This is a genomic window from Ruegeria sp. HKCCSA071, from assembly GCF_017872555.1.
Classification (GTDB): Bacteria; Pseudomonadota; Alphaproteobacteria; order Rhodobacterales; family Rhodobacteraceae; genus Ruegeria.
Window position 1 is genome coordinate 1 of record NZ_JAEDOX010000022.1, and the last position, 21,460, is coordinate 21,460.

17 protein-coding genes are annotated in these 21,460 nt (G+C 53.7%); 9 read left to right on the plus strand and 8 right to left on the minus strand.

Translation table 11 applies throughout. From position 1 onward, the window contains the following. The first annotated feature begins 29 nt into the window (after positions 1-29). Positions 30-1,159, plus strand: a protein-coding gene (locus I9188_RS19795) for an IS3 family transposase (protein ID WP_209599727.1) whose coding sequence is annotated in 2 segments (ribosomal slippage) — positions 30-273 and positions 273-1,159 — 1,131 coding nt in all. Because the reading frame shifts where the segments join, the coding sequence is not laid out codon by codon here. Positions 1,160-1,311: 152 nt separating this feature from the next. Here the strand turns inward: I9188_RS19795 and repC are convergent. The 5 genes from repC to I9188_RS19820 all read right to left on the minus strand — a co-directional run bounded on the left by repC (position 1,312) and on the right by I9188_RS19820 (position 7,271). After that, positions 1,312-2,595: a plasmid replication protein RepC gene (gene repC, locus I9188_RS19800; RefSeq protein ID WP_209599728.1), complete on the minus strand. Its 1,284-nt coding sequence runs from the start codon at positions 2,593-2,595 to the stop codon at positions 1,312-1,314. 165 nt (positions 2,596-2,760) lie between these two features. Beyond that, positions 2,761-3,756, minus strand: coding sequence for a plasmid partitioning protein RepB (gene repB, locus I9188_RS19805; protein ID WP_209599729.1), 996 nt, complete (start codon positions 3,754-3,756; stop codon positions 2,761-2,763). 73 nt (positions 3,757-3,829) lie between these two features. Then, positions 3,830-5,047, minus strand: a complete 1,218-nt coding sequence (repA, locus tag I9188_RS19810; RefSeq protein ID WP_209599730.1) for a plasmid partitioning protein RepA — start codon at positions 5,045-5,047, stop codon at positions 3,830-3,832. Between the two features lie 507 nt (positions 5,048-5,554). Then, a complete protein-coding gene (locus tag I9188_RS19815) occupies positions 5,555-5,887 on the minus strand; it encodes a DUF736 family protein (RefSeq protein WP_209599731.1) in 333 nt (110 codons plus the stop codon). Between the two features lie 277 nt (positions 5,888-6,164). Next, positions 6,165-7,271, minus strand: coding sequence for a hypothetical protein (locus I9188_RS19820; protein WP_209599732.1), 1,107 nt, complete (start codon positions 7,269-7,271; stop codon positions 6,165-6,167). A 393-nt stretch (positions 7,272-7,664) separates the two neighbouring features. On the opposite strand from I9188_RS19820, the gene I9188_RS19825 reads away from it, so the two are divergent. Genes I9188_RS19825 through I9188_RS19860 form a run of 8 tightly spaced genes read left to right on the plus strand, consistent with a single transcriptional unit; the run spans position 7,665 to position 16,874 of the window. After that, positions 7,665-8,081, plus strand: coding sequence for an antitoxin Xre-like helix-turn-helix domain-containing protein (locus tag I9188_RS19825; RefSeq protein WP_209599733.1), 417 nt, complete (start codon positions 7,665-7,667; stop codon positions 8,079-8,081). Further along, the gene (locus tag I9188_RS19830; RefSeq protein WP_209599734.1) at positions 8,078-8,785 is read left to right on the plus strand and encodes an RES family NAD+ phosphorylase; all 708 of its coding nucleotides are present in this window, start codon (positions 8,078-8,080) and stop codon (positions 8,783-8,785) included. Before I9188_RS19825 ends, I9188_RS19830 begins: the two co-directional genes overlap by 4 nt. 26 nt (positions 8,786-8,811) lie before the next feature. Beyond that, positions 8,812-9,969, plus strand: a complete 1,158-nt coding sequence (locus I9188_RS19835) for an aminotransferase class V-fold PLP-dependent enzyme (protein WP_209599735.1) — start codon at positions 8,812-8,814, stop codon at positions 9,967-9,969. A gap of 9 nt (positions 9,970-9,978) precedes the next feature. Beyond that, positions 9,979-10,905 (plus strand): DUF4007 family protein, encoded by a 927-nt coding sequence (locus I9188_RS19840; protein ID WP_209599736.1) that lies wholly within the window; start codon positions 9,979-9,981, stop codon positions 10,903-10,905. 1 nt (position 10,906) lies between these two features. Then, positions 10,907-14,212 carry a hypothetical protein gene (locus I9188_RS19845; RefSeq protein WP_209599737.1) on the plus strand — a complete coding sequence of 1,102 codons (3,306 nt, stop codon included), beginning with the start codon at positions 10,907-10,909 and terminating at the stop codon, positions 14,210-14,212. Then, the gene (locus tag I9188_RS19850; RefSeq protein WP_209599738.1) at positions 14,209-15,045 is read left to right on the plus strand and encodes a phosphoadenosine phosphosulfate reductase family protein; all 837 of its coding nucleotides are present in this window, start codon (positions 14,209-14,211) and stop codon (positions 15,043-15,045) included. Before I9188_RS19845 ends, I9188_RS19850 begins: the two co-directional genes overlap by 4 nt. After that, the gene (locus tag I9188_RS19855) at positions 15,046-15,624 is read left to right on the plus strand and encodes a hypothetical protein (RefSeq protein WP_209599739.1); all 579 of its coding nucleotides are present in this window, start codon (positions 15,046-15,048) and stop codon (positions 15,622-15,624) included. Continuing rightward, on the plus strand, positions 15,621-16,874 hold the full coding sequence (locus tag I9188_RS19860) for a DGQHR domain-containing protein (RefSeq protein ID WP_209599740.1): 1,254 nt from the start codon (positions 15,621-15,623) through the stop codon (positions 16,872-16,874). Before I9188_RS19855 ends, I9188_RS19860 begins: the two co-directional genes overlap by 4 nt. Here I9188_RS19860 and I9188_RS19865 read toward each other — a convergent pair. From I9188_RS19865 to I9188_RS19875, 3 genes are read right to left on the minus strand one after another with little or no spacing between them, the layout of a single operon-like run. Beyond that, the gene (locus I9188_RS19865) at positions 16,867-17,805 is read right to left on the minus strand and encodes a phospholipase D family protein (RefSeq protein WP_209599741.1); all 939 of its coding nucleotides are present in this window, start codon (positions 17,803-17,805) and stop codon (positions 16,867-16,869) included. The genes I9188_RS19860 and I9188_RS19865 overlap by 8 nt on opposite strands. Further along, on the minus strand, positions 17,805-19,676 hold the full coding sequence (locus I9188_RS19870; RefSeq protein WP_209599742.1) for an ATP-binding protein: 1,872 nt from the start codon (positions 19,674-19,676) through the stop codon (positions 17,805-17,807). The genes I9188_RS19865 and I9188_RS19870 overlap by 1 nt, the downstream gene beginning before the upstream one ends. Further along, entirely contained in the window at positions 19,621-21,273 is a 1,653-nt protein-coding gene (locus I9188_RS19875; RefSeq protein WP_209599743.1) for a DEAD/DEAH box helicase, read from the minus strand. Before I9188_RS19875 ends, I9188_RS19870 begins: the two co-directional genes overlap by 56 nt. Between the last annotated feature and the right edge of the window lie 187 nt (positions 21,274-21,460).

Here is a 21,460-nt window from a genome sequence, read left to right on the forward strand (position 1 = left end):
AGCATTTATTGCAGCAAAGGAGATGAACTATGGGATTGAAACGGACGGACGAGTTCCGCGCTGATGCGGTGCGGATCGCGCTGACCAGCGGACTGACGCGCAAGCAGGTGGCATCTGATCTGGGTGTTGGGCTGTCGACTCTGAACAAATGGATTCTGTCGCACCGCGACACGGATGTTGTCTCTGACAAGGATCTTGACCTTGCCCGTGAGAATGAACGGCTTCGACGAGAGAACCGCATTCTCAAGGAGGAGAGGGAGATCCTAAAAAAGGCAACGCAATTCTTCGCGGGCCAAAAGCAATGAGGTTCCGGTTTATCGAAGAAAACACTGATACCTTCAGTGCCAAGCGGATGTGCGATGTGCTGGATGTCAGTGAACGTGGCTTGCGGGCCTATCGCTGCCGCCCTGCCAGTCACAGGCAGCGAACCGACATGATTGTTCTTGCGCACATCAAGGAACAATCACGTCTCAGCTTGGGCAGCTATGGCAGGCCGAGAATGACGGAGGAACTGAAAGAGCTCGGTTTGAACATCGGCCATCGTCGCGTCGGTCGTTTGATGCGTGAGAATGGCATTCGTGTCGAACGATCCAAGAAGTACAAGGTGACTACCGACAGCAACCACGCCTTCAACATCGCGCCCAATCTGCTGAACCGGGCCTTCCATGCGGATGCGCCCAATCAGAAATGGGCAGGTGACATCAGCTATGTCTGGACGCGGGAAGGTTGGCTCTATCTGGCGGTCATTCTCGATCTGCATTCCCCGCGTGTGATCGGTTGGGCCGTGTCGAACCGAATGAAGCGTGATCTGGCGATCCGAGCGTTGAAAATGGCTGTCGCACTCAGGCAACCGCCCAGGGGCTGCATTCACCATTCGGATCGCGGAAGCCAATACTGTTCTCACGATTATCAAAAGATCCTGCGCCAGCATGGCTTCAAGGTATCGATGAGCGGCAGAGGCAATTGCTATGACAACTCCGCCGTCGAGACGTTCTTCAAAACGATCAAAGCCGAGTTGATCTGGCGAAGACCGTGGCCAACGCGCAGGGCCGCTGAACTAGCCATCTTCCAATACATCAACGGCTTCTACAATCCGCGACGGCGGCACTCAGCATTGGGCTGGAAAAGTCCGGTCGCATTCGAACGGAAAGTGGCCTAAACGAGCACTTGGGGCGGCACGAGAACGGGACAGGTCCAGTCGTGTATCTTCTTTCCACAAGTTCTGGCTCTATGTTCGCGATTTCTTGCATGTTTACTGTTGAGCACCCCGACCGTCAGAGCCCGTCTTGAGCAAGTTCAGTGACGCCCAATTCATGCAGCTTGCCCATTGAGCCTGCCATAGAAGCTGCGCTCGAGACGCAACTCCCCTGTCCCGGCTTTTTGGACAATGCCACGCAGATATCCGCCCGGAGATGCCACTTCACCGGCGCAGTGCTTGTCGAAGGTCAGAACCAACGCTGCTGTCGCAATTTGAGGCCCAAGGCGGTCCTGAGCGAGGTTCCAGGCATTCTCAGAAACGCCGATCATCGGCCGCAACTGCCCTGCAACCCGGTGCAGATCGCCCCAATCCTTCAGGTAACCGCCCATATTGCGCGCCCATGACGCGAATTCAGGACAAGCCTGCATCACAGTTGGCAAATCAAGCGATGCTCCCTGTTTTTTGCGCGTTTCAGTAGCCCAATCTTCCAACTCCGTATCCACCTGCCCTTCCGGTGGGGCATTTGGCACTACGCCGACTGCTTGCTCAGTTTCTGAGCGATTACAGGTTACAGGATTAAGTTGATTTGTAATTAGTATATGAAGTTCAGAATTGACCTCCTTGGGGTCCAGTTCTTGAGTCTTTTCACTAACTTGTTCAGTGGATCCTGCGATGTTTTCCACAACCTCATCCACTCGAACTGCCTTAAGAAAGGCCGCCTCGACACGCTCCTGAAGATCTTTGAACCATGCCAAGAGCCGCTCAAGCGTCTCAGAGGCCGCATTTCTGCGTGGAAGACGGTCCAGGAGATCCTCGAACAACCCCAGAAAATGCTCCCAGGGTCCTCTCAGCGTGCTGCTGAAGGCCGCTTCGATCCTGGCTCGGATCATCCGGCGCGCAACCGTGATCTGGCGCTTCAGGCGCTGACAGAGCTCGCGTTCGGCCTGCAATTCAGCTTGGAGCTGCTCGAATTCCTCGACGCGGGCCGAGAGCGGCGACAGATCGAAGCCATAGGCCTCGATGATGCGCCCGTCAGCGTCCCTGCGGCCCCACCGCTTGCCGTTAGGGCTGTCCTTGAAGGAGATCACACCGATCTCGGCCAGGCGGCGCGCATGGCGTTTGAGCGCGGACAGCGAGAAACCCGTCTGCTCCATCAAATAGGCGTTTGACGCCCAAACGATCGGGCGCTGCCCCTCCTCCCAATCCTGGGACTGTGTGAATGCCCCAAGCGTGTCGAGAAGCAGCACGTCGCCGGCCTTGAGGCCAATGTGGGCGCCGACGCGCTTCACAGCTACGAATGCTTTGGATTTGGGAATAGCTACCCGTTCACCGGCCTTGGCAAGTTGCTCTGCAATGCCAAGGCCCGGCGTCGGCTTGCGCCAACCGCTCTGCGTCATGCCTGTATTTCACCTCCATAGTTTGTGGAGGCAAAAGAGTCCCGTTCGCCAAAACGACGTTCTTTCGTTGACAGTGATTCGCGGGAGCGGTATCCAGTAGGTATCTAATCTAATCGGATAAGCTCTCGGGCCGGATCGGCTTGGGGGCTTTTCTTTTGCCTCAGGTCATGATGTCGAAGTCTCCTCAGTTTTTCTGAGAAACTCCGCGTAAAGCTCATTGAGGTTCTCCGAGAGAAACTCACCGAACGCCGCGGAATCCTTGGATGTCAGCGAGATGTTGTAGGCCCGGCCAGTGCGGCCAATCACTCCCTTGATCCGGCCCTCTCCGGCCGTCCAAGTACGCTTGGCAGACGCAGTTTTGGAGCTGCGGCGCTTGGGCGCCCTGCCCGCCTCCGCCACCTTGCTGTGCAAAATCTCGAACTTCGTGTCGCTGTCGAGTTGATCGAAACCCTCTGTCCCGAGGATACGGTCGGCAAACTTGTGATTGGTCTCTTCCGCCATCAGCTTTTTGAAGTCTTCCCAACGGTCGCGCCCGATCTGCTTGGCCGGTCCAATCGCTTCGACGATGTGAGTCGGCACTGTGCTTGCGACCGAGAGCATTCGCGACAGAAGCGTCCCGTCGATCGTCAGTGCTTGCTGGATCACATCTTTCTCCTGACCGAGATCGCGAAGGTTTTTGGCAAAGAGCGCCTTCTCGATGAAGGAAAGGTCAGCACGCGCGGTATTCTCTTGTCCTTGGGCAAGGACGTGCGCAACATCATCCATTTCCTTGACCACGGCCCGAACCGAGCGCCCCAAAGCGCTCGCAGCACGGACGCGGTGATGACCGAAGACCACCATATAGCGGCCCGCAATCTCTGGGTGTGGACGCAACAGAACGGGCGTGTCCTGCCCGCTGGCTGAAATAGAACGTTTTAGCGCCTCGAATGCCTCGTCATCACCGCTCAGCCGGTCGTTTACGAATGATGCATCTATGAGGTTCGTGTCGATCTCAACGATGGTTTCACCCTCAAGCAGCCGCTTTGAGTTCTCTGCCATACTATCGATGGAGACCTTCATGGATTTCGACGCGCCACGCATCGCGTAGCTTGATCGTTCTGCGCCTGGCTTGGCCTGGCTTGCGTCGCCCATTACGGATTTCAGCAGGTCTTTTCTGGCCATTTCCCCCTCCCAAATCCAATTCGGAAAATCGCGGTTGCACGGCTGTCAAAACCGATCTGCACGGCTGTCAAATTCATGGCAATTCGCGCCCCCATGCTTGATGAACAAGGCCTGCGATCTCGTCGTTCACAGCGTTCAGGGAGGTGATGGCGCGATCGTAGGTCGATCGAACAAATTGAGTTCGTTCGACCTCATAAATCGTCTGCTTCGTGATCCCCGCATCCGAGATCGCGGTGGACTTCACCATTTGTGCCTCAAGCATCTGGTTGGGGAACATGGCCTGCAGGAAACCAACCATCTGCTTTTGTGGGCCATCGGTCGGCTCGAAGCGCGTCACGAGATACCGAAACCATTTCAGCTTCATCTCGGCGCCGGCTTCCCGGATCGTCCGAAGAATACCTCCGAGCATTAAGAGAAACTGGCTCATCGACATGACATCAAGCATCTGAGGATGAACTGTTACCAGAACCGAAGAAGACGCTGTTAAGGCGGTTAGAGTTAAATACCCAAGCTGCGGGGGGCAGTCGATGACAACAATATCGTATTGATCCTCCACCTCCGCCAGCGCCTTGGAGATCCTTGTGAAAAACGCTCGACCCTCTGACGGGTCATGACTCGTGAGCGCGACGGGGGTGTCATATTCGTATTCCTGCAAATCGAGGCTCGCCGGAACGATATCGAGGTTCGGGAAATTCGTTGAACGAATGATAGTGCTGATAGGCTGCCGCTCCTCGTCATAGCGAAGCGTTTCGTAGAGCGAAGAAACAGAGTCTAACTCTGGTTGAATGCCATGCAGAGCTGTCAGGGACGCTTGCGGGTCAAGATCGATGGCAAGAACCCTGTGGCCCTTCAATGCGAGATGCTGCGCCAGATGCGATGCCGTGGTGGTCTTGCCGCTTCCGCCTTTGAAGTTCACAACCGAGATAACGTGAAGGTCTTCGCCTTCTGTCCGATGTGGCAGGTAGCGGCGCTTGCCTGGGCGACCATGCTCATCGAGATAGGCGCGTAGCTCCAGCATCTGCTCAGCTGAATAGGATCGACGCCCCGAAGAGGACGTTTCCGGCTCTGGGCCTTTTCCCTCGAGATGGAGTTTCTTGATGGTGGATTGCGTGACCCCAAGGTAGTAAGCAACCTCTGCGAGCGAGAATTGGCGCAAACCCTTCTGAGCGTCAGGTGGATATTGTTCCTGGCGCAACATATTGAGCCTGTCAGAGATCAACTCTCCTTGCTGGAGGATAATCTCATCGAAGGGAGTGCCCCTGTCTTCACCCAAGAATGGTTCTGCAACCATGCCGCCGCCTCGCCAAATATCGCTTTTTGTGCGATTTCTTTCGTTAAACTGTGACTTACCCCGGAATCGGATTCTCCACAACGATTTTCTCGACGAAGCAGATTGAGCATCAGACAGCGATGCGTTCTTGTGTGCCCCACAAGTTTATGCGGGCGAAGCGGAATCGACTACAATATCTTGCGAATTGTGCTTTCATTTCACTGTCCGCCAACACCAAATTTAGCCCGAATATGATACAACTTATTGTTTTTAATTCGTTTTTTGGGATTGCACGGCTGTCAAACTTCTTAGAAGGACGTTTGAAACCATTACATCAACGCTGTTACGACTGATCGCGCAGGGTCACTGATAGATGAGTGCGCGCAGACATCGACGCTCCGCAGGAGCGCCTGCTGAAAACGGCAAGTCACCGCAATGAAACAACGAGAGGGATCGATTGGAAGCGAATCGAGACGCCCGATTCTCTTATGGGATGTGCTGGCCGGGTGCTCTGACCAGCACTCGGGGCTACGCGGCGTCCTTCGGGCCCCACAGAATAAAAGCCTTGAGCGTTTCATCATTGGGTTTGCGGCCTAGATTGGCGTTGAAACCAAAGTCACGGTTCGTCCGCGTGAAGTAGTCTGCGCCGTTATCGCGATTCTGCTTCTTCCAGATCCAGCCACTTTCGACCAAACGGCCACGGGAAGAGCGCCCAAGAACACGGTGCGCGAGGGCCATCGGCTTGTCGCTAGAGGCGGGCTCAACGGTGATTTCGATGTCGAATGTCAGGGTAGAGATCGAACCGCTGCCTTTGGCGTTTTCAATATCGAAGCTGTCGAAGTGAATGCAGATGGTGTTCACCGCTAGGTTCCTTTCTGTGGTGTTGCGATGAAGGTCCGAGGGCAGGGACTATGGCCAAAACTACACCGAAGGCGAAGGGAAGCGGCGAGGGGTAGGGGACCAGAATTCTGTTCCGCGAGGAATGCACGGTAGGGCAGGGGAGAATTCTGGGAACCGCCCCTTGTGGTTTTGGCGAGACCTGCGACCAGCATTCTAACCAACGCCAATGAAAGCCCTGTGCGATCGCGCCTTAAAGCACGGATCAACGTCAATATCTTCCGAAAATTCGGCCATCGGATCACACCAACGGATCGAGTTCCTCGACCTTGCGATGTGCCCATTTCATCCAGTCAGCCGCTGGCATCCCGTCAATCTCCTCGGCCAGGCTATGAGGGTTCGCCTCTAGTGCAGCGAGAAAGGATCGAAGCCTTTGCGCCTCTTCCCAGTCCTTCGCCCGGTCTCGGAACAAACGCCATTGCTCCTGCTCAAGTTGAGCCAAAAGACGGCGCCGTTCCTCTGCGATCCGCTCCTCCTCAATGCGACGGTCTCGCTCCGCAAACTCCGCGCGCCGTGCAGCCAAAGCCGGCCCTGCTTGCAAAAGGCCCGCAATCACGGTTGGTAGTAAATCCTCACCATTGAGCTTGCTCGATTCCACCCATTCCTTCTTCACACCCGTTCCAAGATAAGTCGTGATCGTGAAGCGCAAGAACCCGGTAGGAGCCAAGGCGCTGTTGTGATGATACCGGTAGGCCGTCCAATCCTTCGGCTCATCGGACGGCCTTCCGTGAAACTGATACATCTTTTCGACAACAGCGATTTCGAACTTTTCCTCTGAAGCCTCCAACCTCAATTTGCCGCGAATACCACCTTCAAGCGCACGACCCCCTTCTGCTTCAAAACCTTTAAGGAGCGCGCTGGTTACCCGGAAGCGATACAGATCCCGCTCCGTCAGATCGGCCAGTTTTTCTTCGCCCCACCAAAGATCGTGCGGCTGTCGAGCACGAAATCGAGCACGCCGCTCAACTTGCTCCTCTCGATGCTCGTCCACCCAAGCCGCAACGATTGGGTGGAGGTTGCACAACGTCACCGGTATTGGGATCTTGCCGACGTTCACCGCAGCCTGCTCGAGACATCTCGTGCTTTCGCGAGACTTTCTTTGGAATTGGCCGCTTTGCGTGAATCGAATGATGCTGGCCGTTCCCGCAGGGCAGGGAGGAAGCTCGTTTATCTGAACCTCCTTGCCCGCTTCCAGCTTTGCCCAATAACCCCGCGGTGGCTTTGGAATTGCATGGCGCGCGCAAATCTTGGAAAGACCCTGATCGGAAAGACCAAACTCCCCCGCCAGTTTCGTCATTGGTTTGCGCCATACGAGTTCGAAGAGTTCTTCTCGAGAAATTTCCTTCATTGCTCAACCTCACCAAAATAATATTTTTCATATAGTTACGTCGTAGTTCGCTGCAACTCTGTGATGTTCCGACATGGATTGACAGCCAAATCGCACAGCGTTCACGGTGCTCCCGCGCGGATAGCGGCGGGGCAGGGGGGCTTGTCCTTCTGCACCGTCGACGGATAATTTTGGAGGCTTGCTCCTGGGAAAACGCTGACCAATAAAGACCCCGCCGAAGCGGGGCCAATTGGGTCTCCCCACGAAGGGGCCGTCAGGTGCAATCGAGCGGCCTAGAGCCTGGTCAGCGCCAAAGCGCTGGCGTACCAACCAATCAGGCAACGCACGCCATATAAGGGATATTGACAATTCCTAATCATATGATATGTATTTTCTACTCATATGGAGCCAATCATGCTTGAACCCATCCCAAATGTAACTCAACCGGCATATGTCCAGCCAATTGACCAACAGGACAAAATCGCTGCGATTATCAAAGGCGTTGTTCGGACCGCTGATGCCTGGGGACTTTCGAACGCCGAAGCCGCAATGTTGTTCGATGTTCCGACTGCTACTTGGGGGCGCATGAAAGCTGGTACGTATAAGGGCGTGCTAGATCAGGACAAGGTCACCCGCGCAAGCCTGCTGATCGGATTGTTCAAAGGCCTGAGGCTCTTGTTCAACGGTCCGCTCACATTTGGCTGGCCAAAGACCGCCAATGCAGGCCTGGGCTTCAATGGCAAGACCCCGGTTCAGATCATGTGCGAAGGCGGAATTCCGGCGATGATGAAAATGCGCCAGCATATAGATGCGCTCCGAGGTGGCGTGTGATCAGAGCAAGTGACCTGGCACAGGTCGAGTTTACCGACCCCAAAACTGTCCGGCTGATTTCTACCGCCTATGTCGACGAACCTGCAATGGCACCGTTGGCGGATAATGACGATGAGTTGGCGATCCTTGAGGAAATCGAAGGGCTGACCTCGGCGCGCCGGTCCGTCACCCTGCCAATCCCGGGCGGCCTTCATCCTGGTGAGCTTCTGACCGAGGCCGCCGGCTATGGCTGGACGCTGGTGAATGCAGCGTTCTGCTATACCCGCCCGACAGGCAACAGGTTCAATGGCCCGGACCGCGGGGCGTGGTACGCGTCTTATGGAGATCTTGCGATAGAAACCGCGCAAGCCGAGGTATCCTGGCATCTGACGCGAGAGCTTGAGGCGACCGGTGTGTTCGACAACCTCACGTCCTACAGGGAGCTTTTTGCCGGGTTCACTTCACAGTTTCACGAACTCGCCCCGGGAACAGAAGACGCCGCATTGCACACTGACCCTGCGACCGCATACCCGGCGGGGCAAGTCCTGGCCCGCGATGTGCTTGGCTCAGACGGCAACGGGATCCTCTACCCGTCCTCACGACTGCCGGACGGTCAATGCCTGGTCGCACTTCGTCCGCATTTGGTGCAGTACATTCGGCAGGGTGCGACTTGGGATTTCGTGTGGGATGGCGCGCCTGCACCAACCATCACCATGCGTTCATAGAAACCTGCGGAGGCAACTAAAAGATCATGCTATATCTTGATGGCCTTTCGAGCTGGCCGATGCGCCCGGAAGCGAGAGACACTCTCCTAGAGGCTTTGGCACAACCTGGAAATGCCAATTCCAACCACCTTGCCGGCTGGAAGGCTAATAGCCACTTCGAAGCAGGGAGGCGAGCGGTGGCAGATCTTATTGGCGCCACACCGACCGAGATCTATGTGACCTCCGGCGCCACAGAGGCTAACGCACTTGCAATAGTCGGCACTGCGCGTGCCGTAGCAGGACAAACCCCAGAAAGAAAAAGAATTGTATTGTCTGCGATGGAACATGATGCAGTCCGCCGTCCTGCAGACATGTTGCAAGAGCTGGGCTTTGAGGTTGCGATCTGTCCAGCAAATACCAATGGTGCGATTTGTCTGGAAAGCATGGAAGCCCTTCTTGACAAGCGCACATTTCTTGTCAGCACGATGCTCGCCAGCAATTTGACAGGCGTCATTCAACCAATTGAAAAGATAAGTAAAATGTCCCGTGATGTCGGTGCCCTTTTGCATGTCGATGCAGCGCAGGCCGCGGGCAAACTCTCAATCGATGTTTTCGATCTTGGTGTCGATTACCTCAGCCTTTCGGCGCATAAATTCGGCGGCCCGCAAGGCGTTGGCGCGCTTTTCGTGGCCGCCCACGCACCAAAGCCATACGAACTGACGGCTGCGACTCCCGTCAGAGAGAACCTAAGCGGAACCCAACCGGCCGCGTTGACAGCAGCAATGGGCACCGCCGCAGAGATCTCGCTACAGAGCATTTCGCGCGAAACAACCCACAGCCGAAACCTAGTCTCCCGGCTCGAGGATCAACTATCAGGTAGCCCGGCCCGAGCGGAACGCCTCTTTTCATCGAGCCCGTCCATTCCCGGCGCCGCCGCTTTCGTCCTTGATGTATCTTCAACATCTGATCTAATAGACGTATTGAATACGAAAATATGCCTTTCGAACGCCTCTGCTTGCCATTCGGGACTGTTGCAGCCATCGCCGGTGCTATCCGCACTAAACCTTTCCCACGACAGGCAGAAACGTTTCCTGCGCGTCGGCGTCGGATGGTGGCTAAATGAGCAAGACATTGACGAGGCGGCAGCGGCAATAAACGACGCAACCGCCAAAGTCCGGGTTGCTACTGGTGAGCTTCACCAGTAGCATAGCTTTATGGCCGATGTATTTGACAATTGGTCCGGCAAACCACAATTCGCCGGACACGAGACATTCCCCCTGCGCATCCTTTGGTTGCGCAAAGCATATGACGCGGTTCGTGACGGTGCCCCACTGACAGTCTTTAAGGACGATGAAGCCATTTCTCGGTTCGGTGTTGGACGCAATATGGCGGTTTCAATGCGGTTTTGGGCGCAGGCTGCTGGAATCATCGAACTCGATGGCAAAAAATTGAAGCCGACGCCATTGGGAGATCTGCTTTTTGGTGATGGCGGACTCGATCCGTATTTGGAGCATCCGACATCCCTGTGGCTTATCCACTGGAATCTTGCGTCGAGCCCTGAAAACACCACGACTTTCTTTTATTGTTTCAATGGGTTGTTCGGCCACGAGTTTCGATCAGCAGATCTAGTCCAGGCAATTGAGCACTTGATTGAGCATAAAGGCTGGCGCGGTGCGCACAAGACCATCCAAAACGATGTGACTGTGTTTCTCCGCAGTTACTGCAGTCGCCCTAGTGGAGCGATGGACGATGCAGCTGAACCCCTTCTCTCGGAACTCGCTTTGGTGCAGGAAACAGGCGCGAGCGGATGGTACGAGTTTTCAATTGGACCAAAGCCAAACCTCCACGATGCTCTCTTTGCCTATGCTTTGGATACCTACTGGCGGAGAGCGCATCAAAGCCGCGCGACACTCGCTGCAGAACTGATTTGCCACGACGCAGGCAGTCCCGGCCGTGTGTTCAAAATGGACGAAGACAGTGTCATTGAACGCCTGATGCGGATCAATGAAAGCACCTCCGGTGCGTTCGTGTGGACTGACACCGCAGGCCTGCGACAGATCCAGCGCAGCAGCCAGTTAGACACGGGCGCTCTTTTGAAAGGCGCATTTGATGAGATTGCGCGCCATGGAAAGGCCGCGTGACATGGCAAACAAAGTGCTTTCAGATATCGTCAGATTGAATGGCAGGTTCGTCCGCAGCGCGCGTATCGACATGGACTTGACCGGAACGCCACCTCTGGAAGGTTATGTTCTACAAGCCAGCACCGAAAAATCGCTTCTCGCAATGGCCGCATCGATTTCTGACGGCGGGCAATGTGCCTTTACATGGACTGGGCCATATGGAGGCGGCAAATCAAGTACGGCACTATTGCTGGGCAACTTAATTGCCGGCTCCAAAGAAGGTAGGTCACTCGCCCGGAAAATTGCGGGCCCAAGTCTATCGAAAGCCATTAGTAAAGCATTCGATCCGAGCCTGGGTAATTGGACAGTCATCCCTGTAACGGGGAGTCGAGTGAGCCTGAGGCAGGCCATCGCTGCAAAACTCGCGGAGCGCTTTGAATGGACTCCTGCCAAAATTGAGCGAGCAACCAAAGACGACAACAAGCTGGTTCAAGACATCGCAAAGCTATCTGAGCAGGGTCCGATCATTTTGATCCTGGACGAGCTCGGAAAGTTTCTCGAGGCGGCTGCCGATAAAGATCATGATGCGCACCTTCTACAAGATTTGGCCGAGATTAGCGCAAGAAGCCAAGGCCGCTTGGTTGTAATCGGCATCTTGCACCAAGCCTTTGAGGCCTACGCAGATAGGCTCGCTTCCAGTGCTCGCTTAGAATGGTCCAAGATACAGGGAAGGTTCCAGGATCTGTCCTTTCTTTCGGCAAGCGACGAAACGGTCAGGTTGCTGGGACGAGCCATCGAAACGGACAAGACGCCGGCGTCAGCTGAGAAACAGGCTAGGAGCCTTGCGCAATTCGTCGCATCAAACCGACCAACTGACGAAGCAGAGCTTACGGAGGCGTTGTCACAAACCTGGCCGCTGAACCCGATTTGTGCCTTGCTACTTGGCGGCATTACGCGCCGAAGCTTTGGTCAAAACGAGCGTAGTATCTTCGGCTTCCTTGCGTCGGAAGAGCCTGGCGGATTCCGGGAGTTCCTGAAGTCGAAGCCCGCCAACTCGAGCGAAACATTTGGGCCCGATCAACTTTGGGACTATCTGCAAACCAATTTCGGGCTCGCTCTCGCTGCTGGTCCGCTAGGGTCGCAGATGACACTCGCGACTGAGGCTATTGAAAAAGCAAATGTGCTCGGAACCGATATGCATGTGTCGCTGGCAAAATCGGCGGCGCTTGTAGAGATTTTCAAGAACGGGACCGGCTTGGTTGTTGATCACGAAGCCCTCGTCATCGCAATTCCTGACAGGAAAGCCTCAGAAATCGAGGAGGCTCTCGAAGATCTTTGTAATTGGGGCGTTCTGCTTCGCCAAAAACGCATAGGCGGGTTCGCGCTTTTTTCCGGCAGCGACTTCGACCTTGATGCAGCTCTCGAAAGATATGGCAGCCGAACGACCTCCTCGGACCTGTCTCAAGTCGCTGCAATTGCTGGGTTCGATCACATCGTCGCCAAACGACACTATTTCAATTGCGGCGTGTTGCGGACGTTCGCGTTGCATGTGGAGTGTTTGGGAGACCAATTTGATCCAAACGAATTCAAACGAACAGTAAGTCGCAAAGCGTCATCTGCAAGTGGCGTGATGGTGATGGCAATCGCACCTCATGACCCACACACTTCGGATATCGAAGCGATGATGAACCAAATTGTTCAGGTCATAAAAAAGGCAGGCTTGGTGAGTGCGGTCACGTTAACCGGGCACGGGAAGCGCCTGATTGACGATGCAGGGGACCTCGCCGCTCTTGCGCAGGTTCAAAGACAAGTGCCGCAAATTTCAGGGGACCGGATAGCGCGACGTGCAATCCGCGCGCGCGAAGCCATGCTACGCAATCGCTCAAACGTCGAACTACAACGATTGATGTTGTCCAGCCAGTGGCAAATCCTTGGAAGCGACGACAGTTCAGAAACCGTAACCACGCTGTCCATCGCGGCTTCAAGGCTAGCTGACAGTGCCTATCATTCAACACCTGTCATTCATAGCGAGTTGCTGCAAAAGGATAGACCTTCATCAAGCGCTGCGGCCGCTTTGAGAGGCCTCTGCCATGCAATGGTGCAGCATCCAGATCAAGAGAACCTTGGTTTTGAGGGTTTCCCGGCCGCATTTGGCCTATACCTCACGATCTTGGTTCCGGGCGGTCTGCATAGGAAAACCAAGTCTGGCTACAGCTTTGAGGCCCCAGCAAAGAACGAGTTCGGCCTTTCACTGAAACCTGCCTGGAAAGTTCTGGACGCGAAGAAAGAGCATTCTTTGGCAGACGTGTACAAGATCTGGCAGGGTAAGCCTTACGGTATGAAACTCGGGGTTATGCCAGTTTTGGCACTTGCCTTCATGCTCGCAAACAGATCGAGCTACGCCGTCTATCAGGATGGACGCTTTGTTGCGGAGCTTGATGACATCTTCGTCGACAGGATGCTTCAAGATCCTTCAGCCATTGTTTTAAGACGCGCTGGTCGCTCAGAAACCCAATTGGCGTTCCTGTCCCGCCTCGCGCAGGGTTTGGCTCTCTCCGACGTTTCCGCCTTGTCAGTGGCAAGCGCAGCCTTCCAACGCATCGAGGCATTGAGTGACTTCGCCAAGCGCACCAACCTCGTTTCCAACGAGGCGCGCAAAATTCGCGACGCAATAAGGCATGCCGACGATCCGGAAATGCTGCTTTTTGACACTCTTCCGAGTCTAAAGGTCTCAGGAGACCTCGCAGAAAAGACAGTCTCAGCGATCAAAGAGTGCGAGGCGGCTTATAGCGTCTTGGCCGAAGATCTTCGACGAGCCTTAGCGCAGGCAATAGGTGTTCCGAATGATACGTTCGCCGGAAGCAAGGAGCGCGCAGAATCCATTAAGGGTCTCAGTTCCGATCTGAAATTCGAAGCGTTTGCAGCGAGGGTAGGGGAGCTTGAACTTGGAACAGGGAGCCTGGAAGCGGTGGCCGGCACCCTTCAGCCCAAACCCATGCGCGATTGGTCCGATCGCAACCGGGAAGGCGCACTATCTGAGGTGGCAAAATTCGGCCGCCGGTTCAGGCAGGCTGAAGCTGTTGCACTGATGCGCGACCGCAAGTCGAACACGGAAGCGATCGCACTCATCGTTGGCATTGACCCCAAGCAACCGCCAATACTCCAGAGTTTTGAACTCAGCGAAAATGAAAAAGAGACAGCGAGCAAGTTGGCGGACAAGATCATTGAAGACATCGGGAATCGTGAACATAGCCACGAGTTGGCCTTAGCAGCCCTGGCGCGCGCCGTCGCAGCGCTCACAGACAACGTGGACAAGATTGAAGCATGACAACCGAACGTCACATCCTGGGTATTTCCGGCGGCCGCGACAGTGCAGCGCTGGCTGTCCATATGCGCCAAAATCATCCAGACATCGATATGGAATACTTCTTCACTGATACAGGGAAGGAGTTGCCGGAGGTTTACGATTTTCTCAACAGGCTCGAAGGTTTCCTTGGAAAGCGTATCAAACGGTTGAATCCGGACCGGGATTTTGACTTTTGGCTAGCGGAGTACGGCCACTTTCTACCATCAGCAAAAACGCGGTGGTGTACACGGCAACTCAAACTTAGACCTCTCAATCTGTGGCTACGCGAAGACTTGGAGAAAGGTGTCACGGTCCACTCTTATGTCGCGATCCGCGCGGATGAACCGAACCGGTCGGGCTATAAATCTCCACAACCAAACATGAGGGTGCACTTCCCTCTCCGGGAAGCCGGAATCGATAAGGCTGGGGTCATCGACCTGCTGAAAGACACCGATATCGGCGAGCCAGAATACTACCGCTGGCGGTCCAGGTCCGGTTGCACCTTCTGCTTTTTCCAACAGAAGATTGAGTGGGTGCGGTTGATGGAGGAGCACCCCGAGGCTTTCGAAGAAGCACGGGCCTATGAGAAGACCGCAGAAGAGCACGGATCGCCGTTTACGTGGAGCGATGGTGAGAGCCTAGACGACCTGGCCAAGCCGGAGCGCATTGCTGCAATCAAAGCGGATTACGAGAAACGTCGAGCCCGTGCCATGCGCGCGGTCCGACCCAACCCCCTGTCTGCACGTGCCGAGCCTTCGATTGACGAGATTTTTGGGGTTTTCGAGGGAAACGCTTGTGTTGTATGCCACAAATGATTGAAGACGGCCTCCGCCACGAAACTTATTGTTGATCGCATTTTCACTATGGCAATTGATTTAACTGAACTCGAAGACTTTGCCGCGAATGCTGCGGCCAATATTGCACGGTTCGAAGTAAAATTTGTTTTATCACCATCCTTGATGGCCAAAGATCCGTTTTGCATCGAGAGCTTAGACTGGGATTACATTCCCTACGGCGACGATGAAATTGACAAAGTACCGGACAACAACAGAGGTGTTTATGCGTTCTGCATTTGTCAAGAAAGTGACGTGTTACCGGTCCATCGCTACGTCATGTACATCGGCATCGCAGGGCGCAAGTCAAACAGATCGCTTCGAGCACGCTACAAAGACTATCTGAACGTAAGAAAATTGATGAAGCGTTCGGCACGGGTGCAGCGTCTTTTTGGCGAATGGAACTCAATGCTTAGATTCTACTTCGCGCCCGTCGGTGATGAAATCTCATCAGAACAGCTGGAACAGATCGAGGCAGAACTGAACGGCGCACTTCTTCCTCCGATGTCAAAAGGTGATCTTGAAGCACGAATTAAGCAGCAAAGGGATGCATTCCTATGACCAAAAAGAGCGAACTGATCCTGCCGGCTCTGCGCGGTATCATGGGCGATTGGGTGTTTTATTCCTGCTTGATGAGCATTGAAGAGATAGGCTCTCGGGTTTCCTTCGCCGACGATATTCATAAGAATCAGAAACTGTCGGAAATGATCCAACGACAACTAAAAAAAGGTCGAAGTGACCAAATTTCCTCTTACCTTCAAAACCAGGAAGAGCGCTTCTTCAACTCTTTGGTGGTAGCGACTTACGGTGGAGCACCAAATTGGAGCGCTCTAGATGACTTGAAGAGTGATACTCGAACTGACTTTGTAGGGAGGCTAGACGAGGAGACTGTTAGTTCGGTCGGATTTCTGTCCCTCACGGGCGAAGAGAATCTATTTGCCATCGATGGCCAACACCGTTTGGCGGGTATCAAAAAGGCCGTTCGAACTGGACTTGAGCAAGATCCACCCGATGATATCTCTGTAATTTTCGTTGCACACAAGAAAACTGCGAAGGGCCTTCAACGAACGCGGCGCCTATTCACCACTCTGAACAAAACAGCAAAGCCTGTTTCAAAAGGTGACATAATCGCGCTGGACGAAGACGATGTTATGGCAATTACAGTTCGCCGCCTCATAGAGGAGTCAGATTTCTTTGGCGGAACCAGGATCGCCTTCGTTGCGTCGAACAACCTGCCTGCAACAAACAAAACAAGCCTCACTACCATCGGCAATCTCTACGACATCTTGACGGCTCTTTTCACAAAATTTGATACAGAGCTGAAATCCAAAAAAATGGACCTTCAGTTTCAACGTCCTCCTGATGAGGAATTGGACAAATACTACGAACTGGCCTCAAGGTATTTTCGGTTGCTTGGCAAGAGCTTCCCAGCACTCCAAGAGTTTTACGACGCAAATGTAACTGAAGAGGTGGTTAAGAAACATCGTGGCAACCATGGTGGCGACGCCTGCTACAGGCCACTTGGGCTTGCAATCTTCTCGGAGATTATTGCCAAGCTTTCGAAGGATTACGAGCTTGAAGATGCAATTGATCTGGCTTCCAATCTTCCAACAAAGCTGTCTGAAGCCCCATACAAGGGTTTGATGTGGGATCCTTCGGGAAAACGGATAATTGGCTCGAATTCCGTAACACTTCGAGAGGTTTTACTCTACATGCTCGATGAGGCCAAAATCAAAGATTCGACACTGCTCGAACGTTATCGAAGTGCTCTTGGACAAGAGGATGCACAACTCCCCGAACGCGTCATCTGACGTCTATTCGGCGGCTCTTTACCAAGACTTCTTGTTGAACCTCGATACGGTACTCCTCCGGAAAAAAACACATCATCCAACGTTTAAGGATCTTCCAGACATCTCCACTATCAATTGCCCAAGCGGGGTCGATGTAGTCAGCAATCAGGTCAGGCGCCTGAATATCAGATAGACCAGCATTGCTTGCACTCACAACTTTTTGGATGACCTCCAGCCTGTGCAGTCGATCGGCAACATATCTGCAGAAATCTTGTTCGGAGTAACCTTTGGGAGGCCCAAGTGTTCGTAGATCGCGCTGTGCAAACTCATAAGCCGATCGAACCATTTTCGCTTCGTCAAGCTCGCCGTTGTACACTTTAAAAAGTCGGTCCGGAAAGGGGCAAAGTGGCACCCATCGGAAACTGGGATCTTCGTCGTGCTCGACTTCCATCGACAGCAGTTTAGGGCGCTGTGCAGCTAGCTCTTCGGCCTCCTTCGCGACCTTGTCTCTCAAATCGGCAGTTACCGGGATGCAATTTCGCATCAACGATGCTTCCCAGGCTTGGATTCCCCTCGTTGTCGCATCTAGTTCAACTAGAAGCTCGAGATTAGTTGGCAAACGCCAACCAAGCGCACGACCAGTCAGATTTGCTGATCCAATAAAACAAGACTGATCGGCTCTAAAGTATTTGGCATGTAGGTTCGAATGTATCCAGAGACTGCTCTTAGCTCGATTGGAAACGACTTCGAAAATCTCCAAGTCGCAGACGCCGTCCACAATGTCCTCAGGCCGCCAACGTGTCACACAAACGATTTTCTGACCAGCGTTTGGAATGGCGTCGAGCACGCGGCCAAGCGCCTCGGCTTTGATAAAGGGTGCGACCAGCACAACCTTTTCGTTCGCAGATGACACGAGCTTAAGAAGTTGGGCACCCAACATTTCCTCAGCCATTAATCATCCTCACCGTCTTCTAGGAAAAACCGTGCCATCTTTCCCCACTCCTGGCGCATGTCTGATAGGCGCTGTTTGTGCCTGATTTCTTCCATTTCGTAGCGGGCCCAGGCTGAAAACACGACGCGGAGAGTATCCGATGCCGTGTTAACGCGATCAAGAAGTTCCTTCTCTGTGTCTTCATCGGTGTCCGGGTTCAGCGCCTTCACCAAATTGTCAAAAAAAGGATGGTTTGAGTTGAAGACAACATTTGTCACACCGCCTTGAACGCTTTCCACGTTGAAGAACGCATAGCCTTCCATGGCTTTCTCCAAGAAGGCAACCTTGCGCTTTCTCGTCAGAATGGCGTCTGCGATGGCCTTGGCGACGTCGTCGGGATAGTGTTTGTCATCTTTCAAATCGTCTTCGTAGACATCCCGGTCATCGGTATCAAAGTCTTCCGTGTCCTGCGGCGTTTCGTGCCCTTCGTCAGCGCGTTGGCGAAACTTCGAAGTGACCGTGTCCTCGACACCTGGCTCTTCGTGGCGTTTTCGACCGCCAGAGCCTCGCGTACCTTTCGTTTGCTGCTCAGTCCTCTTTCTCAACTGCGTAATCTGGTCTCGAATATGTTCGACGATGGGAATCAAAAGCGCCCGAGGGTCACCTTCACCGCTCGCTCTTTCGATAAAAGAGGATCGGCTTTCGTTGTCTTCTGCGTCTGCCTTCCAGTCGTATTGGGCCAATTGAGAGAAGATTGTCGCGCTCTGTTTGTTGTTCGTCACCCCGAATATCTCATCCAGAGTGGCAGGGAATTCGACCTCAGCTCCCCACCATCTTTCTGTAGGATCATAGCTGTTGGTCCACGACGTATCCAAATCGAGTTCACGACCCTCTCGAACAATCGAAAGGCCGAGATTTTTCATGGCATGTTTGCCATATGGCTTCGAGCCGCGGTTCAGCCCGTCATCCGGAACGGTTTCTGGTTTGGCCCAACTGAACCTCACGAAAACCTTGTGCAATTCCCCATCGAACTCGATCGTGAACTCTTCATCATTCTCACCCCACGGCTGAAACATCGGCTCTTTGTTGAAAGGTTCCGGAGTTGAGGAGTTCGGCATGAGGTATAAAGGATCGTTAACCACCGCCAGCCTTCGGCTGCTCTCGCCGCCATCTTCGACCCGCACGAGGTGAATGGCCACCCGACCGTCATTGATGAACTTGCGGTACATCCGGCCGATGATGGCCTCGGTGTTTCTCAGCGTGGCCTCAGCACCACGCCATGTGAGGCGATATTCTTCAAAGTGTGACCAGACAACGAGCGTCCCTGACGTCCCCAAGACCTCAGAACGCTCACGCCATTTTGCAGGTACCGGAGATGGAGAGGGCAGGGGTACCCGATCTTTCACACCGCTCTGAATGTCCCCGACATCCAGATATGAGTGGATTGCGTTGTCTGGACCATTCGTCCATGTCCAGACGTCCAATCGGCGGCATTGGGAAATCGACGAATTGGGTAACCCCATGCCGAACCGCCCGATCCCGGCTCGATCCTCTAGATGAGTACCGTTTCCGAACTGCAGAGCAATAGCCAAAGTTTGCGCGGACATACCATTGCCATTGTCGATCGTACCGATCTCCTGCAACCGAAGCCGTTTCTGAGAGTTTATCTGTTCATACTTTTCGACACAGATGAGCTCGACTTCGCTAGCGTCCGCCTGAATTGAATTGTCGATAAGCTCAGCCAAAGCATAGGCAGTGTTTCGATATCCACTATCGCGCATTGCTTTGACAGCAAGTTCTGGCGGAATAATGAACCCGGGCTCGACATCTCGTTTTTCAATTACTTTGTTCATTCCAAACATCTTCCCAATTGCAAAAGGCGTCGGCGACATCACCAAAGCCGTGCATTCCAGTATCCGTCACTGTGACGATCTCTGAGGTCTCATTACCACCGGCCTTCAAACCACGAGTAGCCCGACCCACCATTTGACTATAGAGAACCAAAGACTTGGTTGGACGGGCAATAATCGCCGCACTCGTTTGCGGTGCATCAAAACCAGTTGTGAGAACGCCATAGTTGAACATTACGATAGGTATTGGTGCTTGACTCTTAAAGCGCCGAATAGCCCGTTCGCGAGCTGTTGGAGCAGATTCTCCCGTTACTACAAGAGCCTCTGTCCCTCGTGCGACCATGATTGCCGCGAGCATTCTTGCGTTGGCCACTGACGGGGCGAAGACGATAACACGGCGATGGGTCGATACAAGATCCTCGCACTCAGCGATAATCTTCAAGTTCCTTTGAGTACTTCGACCTAGACGCTCCAAAACGCCGCCCGGAACATCAATTGCTTGTGACAGCTCCATCATGTCCTTTTGAGAAAGATCGAGACCAGCCTGAACGTTTAGCGTCCGGAAGTGGGGACGCGCAAGATATCCTTCTTCCATCAAGTATGTAACCGGATCTGGATGGCCTTCAATTTCAAGCATTACTTTTTCTCGGCCGAAGAACTCGGACAATTCTTCGTCCTTCCCCAGATCATCCCAGGTCCTCCCAGGCGTAGCTGTTAGGCCGAGTAACTGAGTCGCGGAGCGCTTTGTCGCCAGCGTATCGAGAACGGAACGATATGTGGGAGCGATCGCTTGATGAGCCTCGTCAATGATAACAAGAGAAACCCGGTCAGCCAGTGAGAGCAGGGCGTTCACCGCGTTTTTCTCAAACGCGGCCATCTTTCCAAGACCAGCAACAATAAGCCCGTCCCGAGCGTTTGTGAGGTCAACACGTTTGGAACCCCAAAGCCGCCACAGTCCGACTTCCCTGTTACCAAGACAACCCCACGATTTCTGGAATTCATCAGCAGCTTGATCAAGAAGCTCAATGTTCTGCGCCAGCCAAACGACCAATGTTGGCTCTCCGGCGCTAAGATGGGACCCCACAAGATGCATTGCCGTCCTAGTCTTTCCCGCGCCTGTTGGCATATGCAGCACGCCCCTGTGGGGGCCTTTGGAAAGCATCAATTGGGTTCGCCTTGCGGCCAACCTTTGATGATCAAAAAGCCCGTATCCAACCGTGGCTCGGTCATTGCCCGGCAGTTGCGCAGCAGGAGCCGTAGGGTCGTCTACAACGCCAAAAAAGGACAATAACGCTGGGAAATTTTCTTCATACGACGCTAGTTTCAGTGCTTCCTCAAACGGGTTACGCCCCTCTAAACTACCCAGTTTCGAGCAGAGCTCTCGCGCTTTCTTAAGCGGCATCAACGAAATAATCTCTGAACGCAACGTATCATCCTGAAGCGTAGCAGCTGGATCCAACATGTTAACCGCGAGTTCGGTTAGTCTGTCGGAATCACTGAAACCAGGCTCCAACCCGTCCATGACCTCGAGCATTTCGTCGGGTAGAAGTGTCTTGATCCTCTTCGGCTTCGCTAGTCTTAGAAGGCTAGAAAATGCGAGACCTGGAGCATCCAGATCGATGTCTGCAACGGATGGCATAGTTTGCTGGCCGACCTTATAGTATTAATTCAAGTTCTTGCCTGACAACTTATGGCAGATTTTTGCAACGACCTACCATCTTCTTGGGTTAGGGAAGTTATTGCGCACCTTTTTTTGCAATGGGTCAACGTCGGACCAGACCATGGGGGTTCAGCTTTGCGCAAATCTTATGCCTAAAGCGTCCAAT